The sequence below is a fragment of the Mesorhizobium sp. M0778 genome, from assembly GCF_040320105.1.
Taxonomy (GTDB): domain Bacteria; phylum Pseudomonadota; class Alphaproteobacteria; order Rhizobiales; family Rhizobiaceae; genus Mesorhizobium.
Genome location: NZ_JAMYPA010000001.1, coordinates 679441 through 698057, shown reverse-complemented (window position 1 = coordinate 698057; position 18617 = coordinate 679441). Strand labels below are relative to the sequence as shown.

The 18617-nt window shown below is 63.2% G+C and carries 20 protein-coding genes; 12 read left to right on the top strand and 8 right to left on the bottom strand.

The window, feature by feature from the left end:
• Positions 1-49 precede the first annotated feature (49 nt).
• On the bottom strand, positions 50-691 hold the full coding sequence (locus NKI22_RS03610) for a DNA-3-methyladenine glycosylase family protein (protein ID WP_023721065.1): 642 nt from the start codon (positions 689-691) through the stop codon (positions 50-52).
• A 124-nt stretch (positions 692-815) separates the two neighbouring features.
• Here NKI22_RS03610 and gluQRS point away from each other — a divergent pair, with 124 nt between their 5' ends.
• The gene (gluQRS, locus tag NKI22_RS03605) at positions 816-1691 is read left to right on the top strand and encodes a tRNA glutamyl-Q(34) synthetase GluQRS (protein WP_023721066.1); all 876 of its coding nucleotides are present in this window, start codon (positions 816-818) and stop codon (positions 1689-1691) included.
• Between the two features lie 145 nt (positions 1692-1836).
• Positions 1837-2727, top strand: coding sequence for a DMT family transporter (locus NKI22_RS03600; RefSeq protein WP_352483529.1), 891 nt, complete (start codon positions 1837-1839; stop codon positions 2725-2727).
• Here the strand turns inward: NKI22_RS03600 and NKI22_RS03595 are convergent.
• The gene (locus tag NKI22_RS03595; protein ID WP_031194564.1) at positions 2694-3548 is read right to left on the bottom strand and encodes a YihY/virulence factor BrkB family protein; all 855 of its coding nucleotides are present in this window, start codon (positions 3546-3548) and stop codon (positions 2694-2696) included. The two genes, NKI22_RS03600 and NKI22_RS03595, sit on opposite strands and share 34 nt — an antisense overlap.
• A 57-nt stretch (positions 3549-3605) precedes the next feature.
• On the opposite strand from NKI22_RS03595, the gene NKI22_RS03590 reads away from it, so the two are divergent.
• From NKI22_RS03590 to NKI22_RS03560, 7 genes are all read left to right on the top strand, one after another.
• Positions 3606-4472, top strand: a complete 867-nt coding sequence (locus tag NKI22_RS03590) for an SDR family oxidoreductase (protein ID WP_352483565.1) — start codon at positions 3606-3608, stop codon at positions 4470-4472.
• 23 nt (positions 4473-4495) lie between these two features.
• Positions 4496-4687 (top strand): twin transmembrane helix small protein, encoded by a 192-nt coding sequence (locus NKI22_RS03585; protein WP_023677950.1) that lies wholly within the window; start codon positions 4496-4498, stop codon positions 4685-4687.
• 29 nt (positions 4688-4716) lie between these two features.
• The gene (locus NKI22_RS03580) at positions 4717-5298 is read left to right on the top strand and encodes a cob(I)yrinic acid a,c-diamide adenosyltransferase (RefSeq protein ID WP_023721070.1); all 582 of its coding nucleotides are present in this window, start codon (positions 4717-4719) and stop codon (positions 5296-5298) included.
• Positions 5299-5323: 25 nt separating this feature from the next.
• Positions 5324-6127 (top strand): rhomboid family intramembrane serine protease, encoded by an 804-nt coding sequence (locus NKI22_RS03575; RefSeq protein ID WP_023721071.1) that lies wholly within the window; start codon positions 5324-5326, stop codon positions 6125-6127.
• Positions 6128-6334: 207 nt separating this feature from the next.
• Positions 6335-7084 (top strand): electron transfer flavoprotein subunit beta/FixA family protein, encoded by a 750-nt coding sequence (locus NKI22_RS03570; protein ID WP_023677947.1) that lies wholly within the window; start codon positions 6335-6337, stop codon positions 7082-7084.
• A gap of 21 nt (positions 7085-7105) precedes the next feature.
• A complete protein-coding gene (locus NKI22_RS03565; protein ID WP_352817710.1) occupies positions 7106-8035 on the top strand; it encodes an electron transfer flavoprotein subunit alpha/FixB family protein in 930 nt (309 codons plus the stop codon).
• A 114-nt stretch (positions 8036-8149) separates the two neighbouring features.
• Positions 8150-9028: a 3-hydroxybutyryl-CoA dehydrogenase gene (locus NKI22_RS03560; protein WP_352817708.1), complete on the top strand. Its 879-nt coding sequence runs from the start codon at positions 8150-8152 to the stop codon at positions 9026-9028.
• Between the two features lie 9 nt (positions 9029-9037).
• On the opposite strand, the gene NKI22_RS03555 is transcribed toward NKI22_RS03560, so the two are convergent.
• Together NKI22_RS03555 and NKI22_RS03550 are read right to left on the bottom strand one after the other, a co-directional pair.
• On the bottom strand, positions 9038-9676 hold the full coding sequence (locus NKI22_RS03555) for an NrsF family protein (RefSeq protein WP_352548866.1): 639 nt from the start codon (positions 9674-9676) through the stop codon (positions 9038-9040).
• A 1-nt stretch (position 9677) separates the two neighbouring features.
• Complete coding sequence (locus NKI22_RS03550) at positions 9678-10220, bottom strand: sigma-70 family RNA polymerase sigma factor (RefSeq protein WP_352548864.1); 543 nt, start codon at positions 10218-10220, stop codon at positions 9678-9680.
• A 202-nt stretch (positions 10221-10422) separates the two neighbouring features.
• On the opposite strand from NKI22_RS03550, the gene NKI22_RS03545 reads away from it, so the two are divergent.
• The 3 genes from NKI22_RS03545 to NKI22_RS03535 all read left to right on the top strand — a co-directional run bounded on the left by NKI22_RS03545 (position 10423) and on the right by NKI22_RS03535 (position 14262).
• A complete protein-coding gene (locus NKI22_RS03545; RefSeq protein WP_352483525.1) occupies positions 10423-11430 on the top strand; it encodes an iron ABC transporter substrate-binding protein in 1008 nt (335 codons plus the stop codon).
• Between the two features lie 169 nt (positions 11431-11599).
• Entirely contained in the window at positions 11600-13183 is a 1584-nt protein-coding gene (locus NKI22_RS03540) for an ABC transporter permease (RefSeq protein ID WP_352641365.1), read from the top strand.
• The gene (locus NKI22_RS03535; protein ID WP_023721080.1) at positions 13180-14262 is read left to right on the top strand and encodes an ABC transporter ATP-binding protein; all 1083 of its coding nucleotides are present in this window, start codon (positions 13180-13182) and stop codon (positions 14260-14262) included. Before NKI22_RS03540 ends, NKI22_RS03535 begins: the two co-directional genes overlap by 4 nt.
• A 22-nt stretch (positions 14263-14284) precedes the next feature.
• Here NKI22_RS03535 and ugpC read toward each other — a convergent pair whose 3' ends face one another.
• The 4 genes from ugpC to ugpB all read right to left on the bottom strand — a co-directional run bounded on the left by ugpC (position 14285) and on the right by ugpB (position 18597).
• Positions 14285-15352, bottom strand: a complete 1068-nt coding sequence (gene ugpC / locus NKI22_RS03530; RefSeq protein WP_352958208.1) for a sn-glycerol-3-phosphate ABC transporter ATP-binding protein UgpC — start codon at positions 15350-15352, stop codon at positions 14285-14287.
• Between the two features lie 7 nt (positions 15353-15359).
• Positions 15360-16208 (bottom strand): sn-glycerol-3-phosphate ABC transporter permease UgpE, encoded by an 849-nt coding sequence (ugpE, locus tag NKI22_RS03525; RefSeq protein WP_352817704.1) that lies wholly within the window; start codon positions 16206-16208, stop codon positions 15360-15362.
• 8 nt (positions 16209-16216) lie between these two features.
• On the bottom strand, positions 16217-17101 hold the full coding sequence (gene ugpA, locus NKI22_RS03520) for a sn-glycerol-3-phosphate ABC transporter permease UgpA (RefSeq protein WP_352483564.1): 885 nt from the start codon (positions 17099-17101) through the stop codon (positions 16217-16219).
• Between the two features lie 185 nt (positions 17102-17286).
• Complete coding sequence (gene ugpB, locus NKI22_RS03515; protein ID WP_352641359.1) at positions 17287-18597, bottom strand: sn-glycerol-3-phosphate ABC transporter substrate-binding protein UgpB; 1311 nt, start codon at positions 18595-18597, stop codon at positions 17287-17289.
• Between the last annotated feature and the right edge of the window lie 20 nt (positions 18598-18617).

Sequence of the window (18617 nt, the reverse complement as noted above, 5' to 3'; positions counted from 1 at the left end):
GATCATGCCGGGTCTCAAAAACGCATGATTTCAATGCTTTTTTGCGGATTCAGGCCGGAGGCGCGGCATCCCTGCCCTTCAATTCGCGATAATAAGCCCAGAAAAGCCGCGATGCGACACCGCGCCACGGGCTCCATGATTCGGCAAGCCGGATCAGCATTTTCTCCGGCGGACGCGGCTCGATGCCGAGTGCATGGCCGACCGCGCTCTGCAACGCAACATCGCGCGCCGGAAAGATATCTGGGTGTCCGGCGGCAAACAAAAGGTAGACTTCAGCCGTCCACGGGCCGATGCCCGGCACCTTGGTCATGGCAGCGATCGCTACCGTCGCATCGAGTTGGCAGAGGTGATCGAGGTCGAGCCCGTCGGCCACCGCCTGGGCGACGGCAATCAGGCCGCGCTGCTTGGGCCGCGACAGCCCGACCTCGCGGAAGACCGCCTCATCGGCGGCTAGTATCGCCTGCGGCGTCAGCGGATCGAGCAGTTTCGTCAGCCGGCCGAAGATGGCATCGGCGCTCGCGCGGGACACTTGTTGCGAAACGACGATCGAGGCAAGGCTCCTGAAGCCCGGCTCCGACAGCCTGAGCGGCACCTCGCCGGCCATGCCGCGCACCTTGTCCAGGCGCGGATCTAGCAGGCACAGCGCGTCCAGGCCTTCTACAATGTCGTCAAGGTTGGCGATGCGTTGCATGTCTGCTTGTTCCAAAATCAAAAGTGCCGCACACGCTTCGTCACGCGTCCCTCTGGACGCGCGACGCTGCCGGCGCAAAGTAGCAATTGGCGAAAGCGCCGCACAACCCGATTGCCGCCGGACAATGACACTGCTGACATTCCGCTTCGCGCCGAGCCCGAATGGCGAATTGCATCTCGGCCACGCCTATTCGGCACTGCTCAACCAGAAAATGGCCAAGGCGGCGGGCGGACGCCTGCTGCTGCGCATCGAGGACATCGACACGACACGCTGCACGCCGGAATTCGAGGCGGGCATTTTTCGCGACCTGAAATGGCTGGGGCTTGGCTGGGAGGAACCGGTGCGCCGCCAGTCCGAGCATTTTGCCGAATATCAGGCTATGCTCGAGCGTCTGATCGAAGAGGAGCTTGTCTATCCAGCCTTCATGAGCAGAAGTGAGATCCGCGCCTTCATCGCCGACAGCGAAAAGCGCGGTCGCGACTGGCCGCGCGACCCGGACGGCGTGCCCCTCTATCCCGCCGCCGACAAGGCGCTGCCGGCCAGCGAGCGTAAGCGGCGCATCGTCGAAGGTGCACCATTTGCCTGGCGGCTAGACGTCGATGCGGCAATGGCGCGGGTCGGCAGGGACCTGACATGGGCCGAATACACGGACGAGACGCTCTCTGGGACGCGTCATGTCGAGGCCCGACCGCAGGATTGGGGCGACGTGATCGTGGCGCGCCGCGAAATCCCGACCAGCTATCATCTCGCCGTCACCTTGGACGACGCGCTGCAGGGCGTCAGCCATGTCGTGCGCGGCCAGGACCTTTATTCCGCGACCAGCGTGCAGCGGCTGCTTCAGCAACTGCTTGGCCTGCCGCAGCCGGCCTATTTCCACCATCGCCTGATCCTCGGCCCGGATGGACGAAAACTGTCGAAGAGTCTTGGCGATACCGGCCTTGCCGCCCAGTGTAAGGCGGGCGCCTCGCCCGACGATGTCAGGCGGCTGGTCGGTCTTTAGACCGGTGAGCCGACGGCCATCAACGGCGCTCCTTCAACTCAAATGACTCTATGGATCAACCGTTTGGTTTTGCTTGCCGGCCCGAACGGCATTAAGCAATCGCCGCAGTCGATCCCTCACCCGAATTCACCGCGGCCTCCGGAAAATGCACAGCCTCAAGCGGTTCATCCCCGCCTCTTTCGTCGTCCTGTGGGCGACCGGCTTCATCGGCGCGCGCTATGCCATGCCGTGGGCCGAGCCTTTTACTTTCCTGGCTGCGCGCTTTGTCCTGGCCGCAATCCTGCTTGTCGCGTTGATGGCCGCGCTTGGTTCGAGCCGCGCCACCCGCGACGAGGCGCTGCACGCAGCCGGCGCCGGCATCCTGATGCATGGGGTCTATCTCGGCGGCGTGTTCTGGGCCATCCACCGGGGCATGCCCGCAGGGCTTTCAGCCCTGATCGTCGGCCTGCAGCCGCTGATCACGGCAGTGCTCGCCGGCCGGCTTCTGGGCGAGGCCATCCTGCCGCGTCACTGGGCCGGTCTCGGCCTCGGGTTGATCGGCGTGGTAATCGTGCTCTGGCCGAAGCTCGGCGCGCTCGGCGGCGGCGTGACCGCCGAAACACTGGGCGCCTCGCTGGTCTCCGTACTCGGCATGAGCGCCGGCACGATCTGGCAGAAGCGTTTCGCCTCCGGCGGCGATCTGGTGGCTGCCACGTTCTGGCAATATGTCGGCGGCGCATCGGTGATGGCTCTGGCCTCGCTCGCCTTCGAGACCCGAACGGTGATCGTCAACGGCGAACTGATCTTCGCCACGGCCTGGCTCGTGCTGGTGCTGTCGATCGGTGCCATCTTCCTGTTGATGGTAATGATCCGCGACGGCGAGATGTCGAAGGTCGCCTCGCTGTTTTACCTCGTGCCGGCCGTCACCGCGGTCATCGCCTGGGCATTGTTCGGCGAGCAGCTGAGCCCACTCCAGATCGCCGGCATGGCCATCGCGACGCTCGGCGTCGGGCTGGCGACGGCTCAGCCACCGACGCGGGCGCGCGCCTCCAAATAGCGGCTGATCGCGGCGTTGAGCTCGCCGCCGAGGATGAAGATCGCCGAGACGATGTAGAGGAAGACAACGGCGATCATGATCGAGGCGAGGCCGGCATAGGTCGTCACATAGGACGAGAAATGGTCGAGATAGGCGGCGAAGATGGTCGACCCGATGAGCCAGCCGACCAGCGTGAAGATAATGCCAGGCACGATCGAAACGAACCGGCGCTTGCCGGCCGGCAACCAGAAATGCACGGCGAACAGGCCGCCGATGATGACGACCGAGGCGATGACGTAACGCCAGAGGGTGATCGTGCCCATATAGGGTTTTATCCATTCAAGATGAGATTCGGCCAGCCGCGCCAGCAATGGCGCAAAGACCAGCAGCACGCTGATCGCCAAAAACCCGGCCGTCGCGATCAGCACGAAGATGATGCTCTGCACCCGCCGGTAGATGATGCCGCGCGTTTCTGAGACACGATAGGCGCGGTTGAGCGAGGTGCGCAGCGCCTCGATGCCGTTCGAGGCGAAGTATCCGGCAAGCACGATACCGTAGGTCAACAGGTCGCTGCGCCTGACGGTAAGCACGTTGAGCACTTCGCGCGCGATCGGTTTGGCGATCTGCTCGGGCCATGTGTCGAACACAAGGTGCACGGCGGTGTCGGCGAAAGCCTGCGCGCCGAAAAAACTCGCCAGCGTCGTGGCGAAGATCAGGAAAGGAAAAAGCGCCATCAGCGCGGTGATCGCCAGATGGCTGGCCATTGCCCAGCCGTCGTCGGTGTTGAAATGGCCGAGCGCGTCGTAGAGCACGCGTTTGAGGGCTACGATCTTCCGCAACAAGAACCGCGTTCCCTTCGATTGTCCCGACGCCGCGAATATGGGAAGGGTTTGCGGCAAATGACAACCCTCGGTCAAACCACCATTCCTCCCGAAGAAGAGTTGCGCACCATCATTGTCACCGGTGCCTCTTCCGGAATAGGCGCCTATTGCGCCCATGCTCTTAAGAAGGAAGGCTGGCGGGTGTTCGCAACGGCCCGAAAGCCGGAAGATATCGCTACGCTCGAGGCCGACGGCATCGAGGCCTTTTATCTGGACTACACCGAGCCCGGATCGATCGAGGCGCTGGTGGCGTCGGTGCTGGAGCGGACCGGCGGCCGGCTCGATGCCCTTTTCAACAACGGCGCCTACGGGCAGCCCGGTGCCGTCGAGGACCTGGCGGTCGAAGCTTTGCGGCAGCAGTTCGAGGCCAATGTCTTTGGCTGGCACGATCTCACTCGCCGTGTCGTACCGGTGATGCGCCGCCAGGGCCATGGTCGTCTCGTTCATTGCTCATCGATCCTCGGCCTCGCGCCGCTGCCTTTCCGTGGCGCTTACTCGGCATCGAAGCACGCCGTCGAGGGGCTGATGCTGTCCCTTTATCAAGAACTCCTCGGCAGCGGCATCCATGTTTCGCTGATCGAGCCGGGGGCGGTGAAATCGAAGATCGCCAGCAACAGCCTCCCCTGGTTCCTTGCGAACATCGATCACGAGAACTCAGTCCATCGCCTCGCCTATGCTGTGCAACTCAAACGGCTGCGGGCCGGCGGCAGCACATCGCGGCTGAAGCCCGGGCCAGAGGTGGTTTATGCCGCCTTGCGCCATGCGCTTCTGTCGCGGCGCCCGCGCCCGCATTATGTGGTAACTGTGCCGGCCAGGATCGGCGCGATCCTTAAACGCATCCTGCCGTCTTCGGTACTCTATCGTCTGCTCGCCAAACGCGCCTGAACGCAATCCAACTGGAACACACCATGGCAACTGTCTTCAACATCCTCGCTGTTCTCGTCATGGTCGCCGTGGTGATCGTGCTGATCCGCGGCCTCATCAACATGATGCGCGGCGGCTCCAGCATGACCTCCAACAAGCTGATGCAGACGCGCGTGCTGTTGCAGTTCGTGGCCTTGGTGCTGATAATGCTGGCGGTGTATTTCACCCGTAAGTGACGCACCGGCCGGCAGCCGGGAGGTAACCCGTGGTCAAGCTCAACAAGATCTACACCCGCACCGGCGACGATGGCACCACCGGCCTCGGTTCTGGTGAGCGGCGGCTGAAATCCGACCTTCGCATCGACGCCTACGGCACGGTCGACGAGGCAAATGCCTGCATCGGCATGGCTCGCATCCATACAGCGGCGGTAAATCCGGCGATCGATGCGATGCTCGGCCGCATCCAGAACGATCTTTTCGATCTCGGCGCCGATCTGGCAGTCCCCGATAATGGCAAGCCGCTCGACTACGAGCCGCTGCGCATCATCGCCTCGCAGACCGAGCGCATCGAACAGGACATCGACCTCCTCAACAAGGACCTTGAGCCGCTCAAATCCTTCGTGCTCAACGGCGGTACGCCGGCAGCGGCTGCCCTTCACCTCGCCCGCACGGTGGCCCGCCGCGCCGAGCGCATCATGGTGGCGCTGTCACAAGATCCAGACGAGCACGTCAACCGCGAGGCGATAAGATACATCAACCGTGTCTCGGACTTTTTGTTCGTCGCCGCACGCGCGGTCAATGACAATGGAAATGCCGACGTGCTATGGGTTCCCGGCAAGAACCGCTGAATCCGCCGGAAGCGGGAGAGGCCCGATGTTCATCCCGCTTTACGACACCAACCGGCTGCGGCACATCAAGCTGCAATATGTGACGATCAGCCTGATCGCGCTCAATGTGTTGATCTATTTTGTAACAACACTTGGCGGCGAGGACTTCGCCAACGCCGCGGTATTGGGCCTCGGCTTCATCCCGTCGGTTGTGCATGACAGCGTCGAGCTCGCTCCGCAATTTGTCGTCATTCCGGAGAGCCTGAGCTATCTGACCTATTCCTTCCTGCACGCGGATATCTTCCACCTCGGCGGCAACATGCTGTTCCTGTGGGTGTTCGGCGACAATGTCGAGGATGCGCTCGGCCATGTCCGCTATCTCGTCTTCTACCTGCTTTGCGCCATTGCCGGCGCTTTCTTCCAGGGCTTGGTGGCCTGGGATTCGCAAGTGCCGCTGATCGGCGCGTCGGGCGCCATCGCCGGTGTCGTCGCCGCCTATCTGATCCTTTATCCGCGGGTGAAGGTATGGGTGCTGGTCTTCGCCCGCATCCCGTTGCGCATCCCGGCCTTCATCCCGCTCATCCTGTGGATTCTGTTCCAGATCTTCATGTTTGCCCAGGGTGGCGAGGACCAGGTCTCCTGGGCCTGCCACATCGGCGGCATCATCGCCGGAGCCGTGCTGGTGCTTGTCTTGCGCAGCCGCGGCGTGCCGCTACTCGCCGGCGCCGACGAGGAGCCAGCCGTAGTCGCCGGGCCGGCGCCCATTGCCGTGGAGCCGCCGGCAAGCGATCTGCCGCCCGCCCAGCCGGCGCCGCGCTGGGGCCGGGGAAGCGTTTCCGGGCCGGACTGAACCGATTTGAATGCTTTGCCGAGGATCCGAGTGCGCCCGGGATATTGACGGGCGGGGTCGCCGCAACTACGGAAGCGCCACCCTACTGGCGTGGCGAGACCAGAATTCCGTCCGGAATGTCGGCTTTCGACAACTCTGAAGAGGTGCACGCTGCTATAGCGCGCCCGACGAGCGTGAAGAGACTATCGTGAAAGAGGTGACAGGCAAATGAAGATCCTTGTGCCCGTGAAGCGGGTTGTGGATGCGAACGTCAAGGTCCGGGTGAAGGCGGACGGTTCGGCGGTGGAACTCGCCAACGTCAAAATGGCGATGAACCCGTTCGACGAGATCGCGGTGGAAGAGGCGATCCGGCTGAAGGAAGCTGGCAAGGCCGAAGAGATCATCGTCGTGTCGATCGGGCCGCAGCAGGCACAGGAGACCTTGCGCACGGCGCTCGCCATGGGAGCCGACCGCGCCATCCTGGTCAAGACCGACGAGCAGACTGAGCCGCTGGGCGTCGCCAAGGTGCTGAAGGGGGTCGTAGAGGCAGAACAGCCCGGCTTGGTCATTCTCGGCAAGCAGGCGATCGACGACGATTCCAACCAGACCGGCCAGATGCTGGCCGCACTTCTCGGCTGGGCGCAGGGCACCTTCGCCTCCAAGATCGTGCTCGACGGTGACAAGGCCACGGTGACGCGCGAGGTCGATGGCGGCCTGCAGACGCTGGAACTGAAGATGCCGGCAATCGTCACGGCCGATTTGCGGCTGAACCAGCCACGCTATGCGTCGCTGCCGAACATCATGAAGGCCAAGAAGAAGCCGCTCGACGAGAAGAGCCCTGCCGACTACGGCGCCGACGTCAAGCCGCGGCTGAAAGTGATCAAGACCGAGGAGCCGGGCGGCCGCAAGGCGGGCGTCAAGGTCAAGAGCGTCGCCGAACTGGTGGACAAGCTGAAAAACGAAGCCGGCGTGCTGTAAGGCCAGGAAGGGACAACAAAAATGACAATTCTTCTGATTGCCGAACACGACAACGCGGCGCTTTCCGACCAGACTGCCAAGGCGCTTTCGGCGGCGCTGCAGATCGGTTCGGACGTGCATGTGCTGGTTGCCGGCAAGGGCGCCAAGCCGGCAGCGGACGCCGCCGCCAAGCTCAAGGGCGTCACCAAGGTGCTGCTCGCCGACGCCGACGAACTGACCGAGCGTCTCGCCGAACCGCTGGCGGCGCTCGTCATTTCGCTTGCTGAGCCATACGACACGATCATTGCGCCGGCGACCTCGTCGGGCAAGAACGTCTCGCCGCGCGTCGCGGCCCTGCTCGATGTCGCCCAGATATCGGAAATCATCGAAGTCGTGTCGCCCGACACCTTCAAGCGACCGATCTATGCCGGCAACGCCATCCAGACCGTGCAGTCGAGCGACGCCAAGAAGGTCATCACCGTGCGCACTGCTTCCTTTCAGGCAGCACCCGAGGGCGGTTCCGCGCCGGTCGAGACGGTTCAGGCGGCAGCCAATCCCGGCCTGTCGATTTTTGTCGAAAACAAGCTGTCCGAGACCGACCGTCCGGAGCTGACCTCGGCCAGGATCATCATTTCGGGCGGCCGTGCGCTGGGCTCCTCCGAGAAGTTCCAGGAGGTCATCCTGCCGGTCGCAGACAAGCTCGGTGCGGCTGTCGGCGCATCTCGCGCCGCGGTCGATGCCGGCTATGCGCCGAACGACTGGCAGGTCGGCCAGACCGGCAAGGTGGTGGCGCCCGATCTCTATATTGCCGTCGGCATCTCCGGCGCCATCCAGCACCTTGCCGGCATGAAGGATTCAAAGGTCATCGTCGCCATCAACAAGGACGAGGAAGCGCCGATCTTCCAGGTCGCCGACTACGGCCTCGTCGGCGACCTCTTCGTCATTCTGCCGGAACTGCAAAAGGCGCTTTGACGCCCTCTGCCAAAGCGTATTAAATTCTGCGGGGTGGGGTAGACGAAGTCGCCCCGCCCTTTTAGTTTGCACTGCACAAAAAGCAGGCCGCAAAGGCCTTGACGGGATCGAGTAATGAGCAAGATCGAGACGATCGGCATCATCGGCGCGGGCCAGATGGGTGGCGGCATCGCCCATGTATCGGCGCTGGCGGGCTACAAGGTGCTGGTTTACGACATTTCGCCCGACCGCATCGAAAAGGGCATTGCTACGGTCAGCGGCAACATGGCCCGTCAGGTCGGCTCCGGCAAACTTGAGGAAAAGCTGCGCAACGAGGCGATGGCGCGCATTTCCGCGGCGCCGGCCATGGCCGACCTTGCGGGCGCCGATCTGGTGATCGAAGCGGCGACCGAAGACGAGACAGTCAAACGCAAGATCTATGCTCAGCTCTGCCCGCAGCTCAACCCCGAGGCCATCCTGGCGACGAACACCTCGTCGATCTCGATCACCCGGCTGGCTTCGCAGACCGACCGCCCGGAACGCTTCATCGGCATACATTTCATGAACCCGGTTCCGGTGATGAAGCTGGTCGAGCTGGTGCGCGGCATCGCCACCGAGGACCAGACCTTCGAGGTAGCAAAAACCTATGTGAAGCAGCTCGACAAGACGATCACCGTCTCGGAGGATTTCCCGGCCTTCATCGTCAACCGCATCCTGCTGCCGATGATCAACGAGGCGATCTACACGCTCTATGAAGGTGTCGGCTCGGTCGACGCCATCGATACCGCCATGAAGCTCGGCGCCAACCATCCGATGGGGCCGCTGCAGCTTGCCGACTTCATCGGGCTGGATACCTGCTTGTCGATCATGCAGGTGCTGCATGACGGCCTGTCGGATTCGAAATACCGCCCCTGCCCGCTGCTGGTCAAATATGTCGAGGCCGGTTGGCTCGGCCGCAAGACCGGGCGCGGCTTCTACGACTATCGCGGCGAGCATCCCGTTCCGACGCGCTGATCGCCACCGCTACCAGCGCACGAAAAGCCGTCCGCCGACCGCCCCGAGCGCGGCAAGGCCGGCGATCGCGATCGTATACCAGGTGCCGACGAAAAGCGGCGAATCATCGAAGCAATGCGCTGCATAGAAGGTCGCCGCCAGCCCGCCGGCAAGCAGGCCCGCGGTCGCACCGGCAAGCACCGGCCTTGTTGGCGCGCCATGGCGCAGCACCGCGAGAAAGACGGCAAGCGGGCCGATGCCGATCAACGGAATGAAGGTCAGGCAGATGACCATGTTCGTGCCGATCAGGCGCGTGCCCCAGTCGGACGCAGGCACGACGAGGAGTTCGAGAATCACGGCCATAATCACCAGCAGCGGCGCGGCGATCATCCAGCTCGCCGCCCGCCCTGTCGATGCACCGGGCGTCGACAGCGCGCGGACGAGGGCAAAGGCGCTGACGGCTAGAGCAATCGTGAAGACGAATTTGGACAGGAACCGCATCGTGTGCATGGCAAATGCGATGTCGGGACGTGGGCCGATCGTCAGCCAGAAAACCGCGGCCGCGATCACGATGGCCGCGCCGGTTGCAAGCAACCAGGCGGCGCCCAGCGGCAGCGCCTTGCTGCGGACATCGGCATCGAGCGCCTTGATAAGATCTTCGGTCCTCATGCTATTCCCGCCCCGCCCCGAACCGTTTGGCAATGGCGGCAAGCCCGCGGTGTAGTGACACCCGCACAGCCGTCTCGCTGATGCCGAATTTCGCCGCCGTCTCGCCGATCGAACGGCCTTCGACCGACACGGCCGAGACGACCGAACGCTGCGCCGGCGGCAGGCAGTCGAGTGCCCGGTTGACGTCGCGCTCGCTGACCGTCTCCGATTCTGGCTCGGCAAAGGTCTCGGCGATTTCGTCGATCTCGATCTCGATCCGCCGGCCGCGCCGCCGGAACGCATCGATCAGCTTGAAGCGGGCTATTGCATAAACCCAAGGCAGCACCGGCGCATCATGGCGCCAGGTATGTCGTTTCACATGAATGGCCAGCAAGGTTTCCTGCACGACATCCTCGGGATCGACCCCGCCTTGCACGATCTTGCGCCGGGCAAAGCCACGAACGAGGGCGGCGATCCGGTGCAGAAAGTCGGCATAGGCCCTTTCGTCTCCGGCGATTGCGGCCCGCAGCAGCCGGGAAAGCTCGGCTTCGTCCTTGCCGCTCACAAGAGTTCACTCCCCGATATTCGCGTCTCGGCGCTGGTTTGTTACGTGGCCGGCGAAATAATGTCCAAGGCAAATTAGCTGGGCATCACGAAAGTTTGCTCCTTTTGAGCGATTGAGCGGGCCAGCAATGTTGACTGCGCTAGTCATGTATTGATAGGTGCAGCATACCAAGCCAAAGACCATCGAAATCGAGGACGATGCCATGAAATATGCTCTTTCCGCCCTTGCCGGTGCGACAGCACTTGCAATCAGCCTGATCGCCGGCCCGGCGTTAGCCGAGGACGAGGGCATCGTCGTCTACAACGCCCAGCACGAAAACCTGACCAAGGCCTGGGCGGAAGGATTCACCAAGGAAACCGGCATCAAGGTCACCGTCCGGAACGGCGGCGACAGCGATTTCTCCAATCAGATCGTTGCTGAGGGGTCCTCTTCGCCAGCTGATGTGTTCCTGACGGAAAACTCACCGGCCATGGTGCTGGTCGAGACAGCCGGCCTGTTCGCGCCGGTCAACGCCGAGACGCTGGCCCAGGTTCCGCAGGAGTACCAGCCGGCGAGCGGCAAATGGGTCGGCGTTGCCGCGCGCAGCACCGTCTTTGCCTACAATAAGACCAAGCTGACCGCCGACCAGCTGCCCAAATCGCTGCTCGATCTCGCCGATCCGAGCTGGAAGGGCCGTTGGGCCGCTTCGCCCTCCGGTGCCGATTTCCAGGCGATCGTCAGCGCCTTGCTGCAGCTCAAGGGTGAGACTGCCACGGCCGACTGGCTGAAGGCGATGAAAGAGAATTTTACCGCCTACAAGGGCAACAGCACGGTGATGAAGGCGGTCAATGCCGGCGAGGTCGAAGGCGGCGTGATCTATCACTACTACTACTACGGCGATCAGGCCAAGACCGGCGAGAACAGCAAGAATGTCGAGTTGCACTATTTCAAGCACGAGGACCCCGGCGCTTTCGTCTCGGTTTCCGGCGGCGGTGTGCTGGCCTCGAGCAAGCACCCGAAGGAAGCCCAGGCTTTCCTGAAATGGGTCACCGGCAAGGGCGGCCAGGACGTGCTGAAAACCGGCGATTCGTTCGAATACGCAGTCGGCAAGGGCGCCGAGTCCAATCCGAAGCTGGTGCCGCTGGCCGATCTGCAGGCGCCGAAAGTCGACCCGACGGCGCTGAACTCGAAAAAGGTGACCGACCTGATGACGGCGGCCGGCTTGCTTTAGCCGGCGTTCGTCCTAAAAGGGCAACCGACTGCGCTCCTGTGGGAATTCGCTTTCCGCGGGAGCGCTCTGTTTTCAAAATGGCATTTGCCCATGACCACAAGCTGCTCGCCACATTGTCGGCCGCCGATCGTTTCCGCCTCCGGGCGGACCCGGCGCAACGTCTGATCTGATGCAGTCTGCGATCGATCTCGCACCTTCAGGCTTGCCGGCCGACACCACGGCCGTGCGGGCACGTCGTTGGTCGGTCTCATGGATTGCGTTGGCTGCCGTCTTTGTCTCGCTTTTCGCGCTGCTGCCGCTTGCCTTCATCGTCTGGGTGGCGGTGCAGACCGGCTGGGAAACGGTGGCGGCGCTGGTGTTCAGGCCGCGCGTCGGCGAGCTTCTGGTCAACACCAGCCTGCTGGTGGTGCTGGCGGTGCCGATCTCGATCGTGCTGTCGGTGGCGCTGGCTTGGCTGACGGAGCGCAGCGATCTGCCGGGTGCCCGCTTATGGGCCTGGCTCTCGGTGGCGCCGCTCGCCATTCCCGCCTTCGTCCACAGTTACGCCTGGATCACCATGGTGCCCAGACTGCACGGCCTGTGGGCTGGCGTGCTTGTGTCCGTCATCGCCTATTTCCCGTTCCTCTATCTGCCGGTGGCGGCAGCTTTGCGCCGGCTCGATCCGGCTCTCGAAGATGCAGCGGCAGCCCTCGGGCTCGGCCCGTGGCGGGTGTTTCGGCGTGTCGTACTGCCGCAGCTCAGGCTCGCCATCTGCGGCGGCTCCCTGCTGGTCGGCCTGCACCTCCTGGCCGAATACGGGCTCTACGTGTTCATCCGCTTTGACACCTTCACCACGGCGATCGTCGATCAGTTCCAGTCGACCTTCAACGGCCCGGCCGCCAACATGCTGGCCGGCGTCCTGGTGACCTGCTGTTTCGTGCTGCTCGGGCTGGAGGTGCTGGTGCGCGGCGAGGAACGCTATGCCCGCGTCGGCTCGGGCGCCGCGCGCCACCAGCAGCGCACAAGCCTGGGGCGCGCCACCATCCCTTGCCTGCTGCTGCCCGCTGTCACCACGCTGCTGGCGCTGGGCGTGCCGTTCGTCACCATCGGCCGCTGGCTACTGGCTGGCGGCGCCGATGTCTGGAGGCTCGACGAGATCGGCCTGGCGCTCAGCCAGACACTGTTCCTGGCGATAGCCGGCGCGCTGCTCGCTACCGTCGCGGCAATGCCGATGGCGTGGATTTCGATCCGCGCGCCGGGGCGGCTGCAACGCGTCCTGGAAGGCTGCAACTATATCGTCGGCGCGTTGCCCGGCGTCGTCATCGCGCTGGCGCTGGTCACCATCACCGTGCGTATCGCCATGCCGCTCTACCAGACCTTGTTCACCATCCTGGTCGCCTATGCGCTGATGTTCCTGCCGCGCGCCCTGATAAGCCTCAGGGCGTCAATCGCACAGGCGCCGGTCGAGCTCGAACGCGCCGCCTCCAACCTCGGCCGGTCGCCCCTCAAGGCACTGTGGTCGACGACGATCCGCCTGTCGGCGCCGGGTGCCGCGGCCGGCATGGCATTGGTCGCGCTCGGCATCATGAACGAGTTGACCGCAACCCAGATGCTGGCGCCCAACGGCACCCGCACGCTGGCCATGGCGTTCTGGTCCTATAGCGGCGAGATCGACTATGCGTCGGCGGCGCCTTATGCCTTGATCATGGTGGCGATGTCGCTGCCTTTGACCTGGCTGCTCTACGTCCAGTCGAAGCGGATGGCCGGGCGATGAGCTTTCTCGAGCTGAGCGGCATCCACAAGCACTACGGCCCCGTTGCAGCACTTGCCGGCGTCGACCTCAGCGTGGCCAGCGGCAGCCGTACGGCGATCGTCGGGCCATCCGGTTGTGGCAAGACCACCTTGCTGCGGCTGATCGCCGGCTTCGAGGCGCCCGACCAGGGCCGCATCGTGCTCGATGGCGAGGTGCTGGCCGATGGCGACACGGCCGTGCCGGCGCATCGCCGCGGCATCGGGCTGGTGGCGCAGGACGGCGCTCTGTTCCCGCATCTGAGCATCGCCGCCAATATCGGGTTCGGCATGGGCCGTCACGAGGAAAAGCGGAGCGAGCGCATCGCCGAGCTCGCCTATGTCGTCGGGCTGGACAAAGGGATCCTGAAGCGCCGCCCGCACGAACTCTCCGGCGGCCAGCAGCAGCGCGTCGCGCTCGCCCGCGCCATGGCCATGAAGCCGCGGCTGATGCTGCTCGACGAGCCGTTCTCGGCGCTCGACACCGGCTTGCGCGCCTCAATGCGCAAGGCCGTGGCCGAGCTCCTCGAAACGGCCGGCATCACCACCATCCTGGTCACCCATGATCAGGCCGAGGCGCTGTCATTCGCCAGCCAGGTCGCGGTGATGCGCGACGGCAAATTCTCGCAGGTCGGCACGCCGCGCGAGCTCTATTTCAAGCCGAAGGACCGGATGATCGCCGAGTTCCTCGGTGACGCCATCGTCCTGCCGGCCAGGATCGCCGATGGCGTTGCCACCTCGCCGCTCGGCCGCATTGCCGTCGACAGCACGGAGCGGCGCGACGTCGCGCGCATCATGCTACGGCCGGAGCAGGTGCTGCTGAAACGGACATCGCGTGAAGGCATGTCCGGCACGCCGGACATGCTGTTCGGCGAGGTGACGGAATCCGAATTCGCCGGCTCGATGTGCACGATCGCGGTGCGTCTCTTGAACAGCCCCGATCCGCCCGATGCTGCCGCCATCGGCAACACGCCGTTGATCCTGCGCAAGCCGGGCATGGACGCGCCGGCGATCGGCGAGATCGTCCGGCTGACCGTGTCGGGCAAGGCGCATGTGTTTGCCTGAACGGTTTTGCGCAAGGCCGACCTCAATCGACCCGTTTACCGGCCTGATCGAACCAGTGCAGCTTTTCAGACCTGGCCACGACGCGCAATTGGTCGCCTGGCTTGGCGCTGGCGCGGCCTGAGACGCGCACGACGATACGGCTGCCGGCTGCCGCGCAGTGGAGAAAGCTTTCGGCACCGACCGGCTCGACTGCTTCCACTGTCGCCGGCAACGCGAGCGCGCCGGCCGGCGCCTCTGCCGCGAAGGTGATATCGGCATCCTCCGGACGAAAGCCGAGTGTCACCGCCTTGCTTTGTCCAGGCGCCGAGCCAATCACCATCCCGTCCGCCAATACCGAGCCTGGAGAGGCCCCTGTGAGCGCCAGCAGATTCATCGGCGGTGCGCCTATGAACGAAGCAACGAAGGTCGAGGCCGGCTTCTCGTACACGTCGAGCGGCGCGCCGATCTGCTCGACCAGGCCGGCGTTCATGACGACAAGGATGTCGGCCAGCGTCATCGCCTCAAGTTGGTCGTGGGTGACATAGACCGAGGTGACGCCAAGCGAGCGCTGCAAATTCTTGATCTCGACGCGCATCTGCCCGCGCAATTTCGCATCGAGGTTGGACAGCGGTTCGTCGAACAGGAAGACCTTCGGGTTGCGCACGATGGCGCGGCCCATGGCGACACGCTGGCGCTGACCGCCGGAAAGCTCGCGCGGGCGCCGGTCGAGCAGCCCCGAAAGCTCCAGCACCTTGGCAGTCGAGCGTACCCTGCTGTCTATCTCGTTCTTCGGCGTGCCGCGGTTGCGCAGGCCATAGGCCATGTTGTCGTAGACCTTCATATGCGGGTAGAGCGCATAGTTCTGGAACACCATGGCGATGTCGCGCTCGGTCGGGCCAATGGCGTTGACCACCTTGCCGTCGATGGCGACTGTACCGGCCGAAATCGTCTCCAACCCGGCGATCATCCTCAGCAGCGTGGACTTGCCGCAACCGGAGGGGCCGACCAGCACGCAAAGCTCCTTGTCGGGAATTGCGATGGAAACGCCCTTCACGGCTTCGACGCCGCTGGGATAGACCTTCTTGACATCCTTCAGATCGACGGTCGCCATCGGCTTCTCACTTTTCGGATTCGACCAGGCCGCGCACGAACCAGCGTTGCATCAGCACCACGACCAGGATCGGCGGTACGATGGCCAGCATCGCCGTGACCATGACCAGGTGCCATTGGGTGTCGGCATCGGCGAAGGAAACCATCTTTCGCAGCGCGATGACGATGGTGTTCATGTCGTTGCTGTTGGTGACGAGCAGCGGCCAAAGATACTGCGTCCAGCCGTAGATGAAGAGGATCACGAACAGCGCGGCGATGTTTGTCCGCGACAGCGGTAACAGAATATCGAAAAAGAAGCGCCATGGACCGGCACCGTCGACACGCGCCGCCTCGACCAGTTCGCCCGGGATGGTCATGAAGAACTGGCGAAACAGCAGCGTTGCGGTGGCCGAGGCGATCAGCGGGATGATCAGGCCGGCATAGGTGTCGATCATGCCGAGATCGACCATCACCTTGTAGGTCGGCAGAATGCGCACCTCGACCGGAAGCATCAAGGTGATGAAGATCAGCCAGAAGAAGGTCATGCGCAGCGGAAAGCGGAAGAACACGATCGCGTAGGCCGACAGGATCGAGATGAAGATCTTTCCCACCGCGACGCCGAGCGCCATGATCGTGGTGTTGAGGAGCAGTCTGCCGACGCTGACACCGCCGATACGACCAATGCCGCCGAACAGCGCCTCGCTGTAATTGTTCCATAGCTGGTCGCCGGGCAACAGCGGCAGCGGCGGCCTGAGGATCGTTTGCAGCGTGTGCGTCGAGGCAACGAAGGTGTAGTAGATCGGAAAAGCCACGATCAATATGCCAAGGATAAGCACGGCATGGGCGATGACGGTGCGGAGCGGAGATTGGCCGATCATCGCTGCCCTCAGCCGTAATGGACTTTGCGTTCCACATAGCGGAACTGGATGGCTGTGAGCGCGATGACGATGGCCATCAGGATGACCGACTGCGCCGCCGAGTCACCCAGGATCAGATTGACGAAGCCGTCATTGTAGACCTTGTAGACCAGCGTCTCGGTCGTCTTGCCCGGGCCGCCGCCGGTGACGGCATGAACTATGCCGAACGTGTCGAACAGGGCATAGACGGTGTTGACGACCAGCAGGAAAAAGGTTGTCGGCGCAAGCAGCGGAAAGACGATGGTCCAGAAGCGCTTGGTCTCGCCAGCGCCATCCATGGCCGCCGCCTCGATCAGCGTTTTCGGCACCGCCTGCAGGCCGGCGACGAAGAACAGGAAATTGTAGCTGATCTGCTTCCAGGCAGCCGCCGACACCAGCAGGATCATGGCGTGGGTGCCGTTGAGCAGCGGGTCCCAGGCGATGCCGAGGCTTCTCAGCAAATAGGCCAACGAGCCGATCGAAGGATTGAACAAGAAAAGCCACAGCATGCCGGCAATCGCCGGCGCAACGGCATAAGGCCATATCAACAGTGTGCGGTAGAGGCCTTTGCCGCGCACGGCCTTCTCGGCCATGACCGCGAGCAGCAGGGCCACAACCATGGCAACGATCGCGGTCGCAAGCGAGAACACCACCGTGACCTTGATCGAGTTGAGGTAGGCCGGATCGGCCAGCACCTTCCGGAAATTGGCAAACCAGACGAACCTGCTCTTCAGCCCGAACGGGTCTTGCCTGAGCATCGACTGGTAAAGCGCCTGACCGGCCGGCCAGTAGAAGAAAACCAGGGTGATGGCGAGTTGTGGCGCCACCAGCAGGTACGGCAGGATCTTGTTGGGAAATACGACGCGTGGAGACAGGCTGATTTCCCTCGCTATCCAGGTGTCGCCAACGCGAGCTCGCGTGGGCGATATTTCAACCGACTAACGCATGTCGCCCAAAAGTGCGCAGCGGTTTTGGGATAACGACATGCATAAGAACAAGAGCTTAAAGCGCGTCGCATGTGGCCATTCAAACGCGACGCGCTTTAACCGAGATAATCTCGTCAGTTCTCCAGCGCTTCCTTGATCGCGGCGTTGCCGCGTGTGACCGCATTGTCGAGCGCCTGCTGAGCGGTTTGCTGGCCGGCCAGCATCTTCTCCAACTCCTCATTCTGGATATCACGCACCTGCGGCAGATTCGGCAGGCGCACGCCCTTCGAGTTGTCGGTCGGCGCCTTGCCCGTCATCTGCAGGATGGGTGTCTCGCGGCCGGGGTTTTTGTCATAGAAGCCTGATTTCTTGGTCGCCTCATACGCGGCGAGCGTCACAGGCAGGTATCCCGACTTCTGGTGCAGATATTTCTGCACATCGGTCTTGGACAGATAGGCAAAGAAGGCGGCAACACCCTTATATTCCTCGTCCGACTTGTTGCCGAACACCCACAGGCTGGCACCGCCCGGCGTGGTGTTCTGTGGTGCGCCCTTGGCGTCGCTATCGTAAGGAAGCTGGCCGATGCCATAGTTCATGCCGGACTTGACGATATCGCCGAGGCCGCCCGACGATTCGGTGAAGATGCCGCATTCGCCAGCGAGGAATATCTGCTTGGCTTCGGAGGTGCGACCGCCATACTTGAACGTGCCGTCCTTGGCCAGGTCCGCGAGCGCCTGGAAGTGGTTGACGAAAATTGGCGCATTGATCTTGAGTTCGACATCGCCGCCGGCCAGGCCGTTCTGCTGAGTGGCCCAAGGCACGTCATTCCACGCCGCGAAATTCTCCAGATGGATCCAGGTCAGCCAGGTCGAGGTATAGCCGCAAGGGGCGGCGCCGCTCGTCTTGATCTTCCTGGCAGCTTCCCACACCTCGTTCCAGGTCTTGGGCGGGCTGTTCACGTCGAGGCCTGCCTTCTGGAAAATGTCCTTGTTGTAGTAGAGGATCGGCGACGAGGAGTTGTAAGGGAACGACAGCATGGTGCCGTCCGGCTTCGAATAATAGCCGACGATGCCGGGCAGATACTGGCTCTTGTCGAAGGTCATCCCGGCACTGGTCAGCACATCGGCCGCCGGCTTGATCGCACCCTCGGCCGCCATCATCACGCCGGTGCCGACGTCGAACACCTGGAGGATATCGGGCGCCTGGCCGGCGCGGAAAGCGGCGATGCCGGCATTCAGCGTCTCCGGATAGGTGCCCTTGAACACCGGAACGAGCTCATAGTCGCTCTGGCTGGCGTTGAAATCCTTGGAGATCTTGGCGACGACCTCGGCGTTGGCGCCGGTCATGGCGTGCCACCAGCTGATCTGCGTGACGGCGAAGGCGGAGGTGGTGGAAAGCAGGGTCAAGGTGGCGGCAACACCGGCCGCGAAGCCGAAGAACTTCATGTTTCATCTCCCGTTTGTCA

Excerpts from the sequence above, each read along its gene's own strand:
- NKI22_RS03610 (WP_023721065.1), bottom strand. The coding sequence starts at position 691 with ATGCAACGCATCGCCAACCTTGACGACATTGTAGAAGGCCTGGACGCG.
- gluQRS (WP_023721066.1), top strand. The coding sequence starts at position 816 with ATGACACTGCTGACATTCCGCTTCGCGCCGAGCCCGAATGGCGAATTG.
- NKI22_RS03600 (WP_352483529.1), top strand. The coding sequence starts at position 1,837 with ATGCACAGCCTCAAGCGGTTCATCCCCGCCTCTTTCGTCGTCCTGTGG.
- NKI22_RS03590 (WP_352483565.1), top strand. The coding sequence starts at position 3,606 with ATGACAACCCTCGGTCAAACCACCATTCCTCCCGAAGAAGAGTTGCGC.
- NKI22_RS03585 (WP_023677950.1), top strand. The coding sequence starts at position 4,496 with ATGGCAACTGTCTTCAACATCCTCGCTGTTCTCGTCATGGTCGCCGTG.
- NKI22_RS03575 (WP_023721071.1), top strand. The coding sequence starts at position 5,324 with ATGTTCATCCCGCTTTACGACACCAACCGGCTGCGGCACATCAAGCTG.
- NKI22_RS03570 (WP_023677947.1), top strand. The coding sequence starts at position 6,335 with ATGAAGATCCTTGTGCCCGTGAAGCGGGTTGTGGATGCGAACGTCAAG.
- NKI22_RS03565 (WP_352817710.1), top strand. The coding sequence starts at position 7,106 with ATGACAATTCTTCTGATTGCCGAACACGACAACGCGGCGCTTTCCGAC.
- NKI22_RS03560 (WP_352817708.1), top strand. The coding sequence starts at position 8,150 with ATGAGCAAGATCGAGACGATCGGCATCATCGGCGCGGGCCAGATGGGT.
- NKI22_RS03555 (WP_352548866.1), bottom strand. The coding sequence starts at position 9,676 with ATGAGGACCGAAGATCTTATCAAGGCGCTCGATGCCGATGTCCGCAGC.
- NKI22_RS03545 (WP_352483525.1), top strand. The coding sequence starts at position 10,423 with ATGAAATATGCTCTTTCCGCCCTTGCCGGTGCGACAGCACTTGCAATC.
- NKI22_RS03540 (WP_352641365.1), top strand. The coding sequence starts at position 11,600 with ATGCAGTCTGCGATCGATCTCGCACCTTCAGGCTTGCCGGCCGACACC.
- NKI22_RS03535 (WP_023721080.1), top strand. The coding sequence starts at position 13,180 with ATGAGCTTTCTCGAGCTGAGCGGCATCCACAAGCACTACGGCCCCGTT.
- ugpC (WP_352958208.1), bottom strand. The coding sequence starts at position 15,352 with ATGGCGACCGTCGATCTGAAGGATGTCAAGAAGGTCTATCCCAGCGGC.
- ugpE (WP_352817704.1), bottom strand. The coding sequence starts at position 16,208 with ATGATCGGCCAATCTCCGCTCCGCACCGTCATCGCCCATGCCGTGCTT.
- ugpB (WP_352641359.1), bottom strand. The coding sequence starts at position 18,597 with ATGAAGTTCTTCGGCTTCGCGGCCGGTGTTGCCGCCACCTTGACCCTG.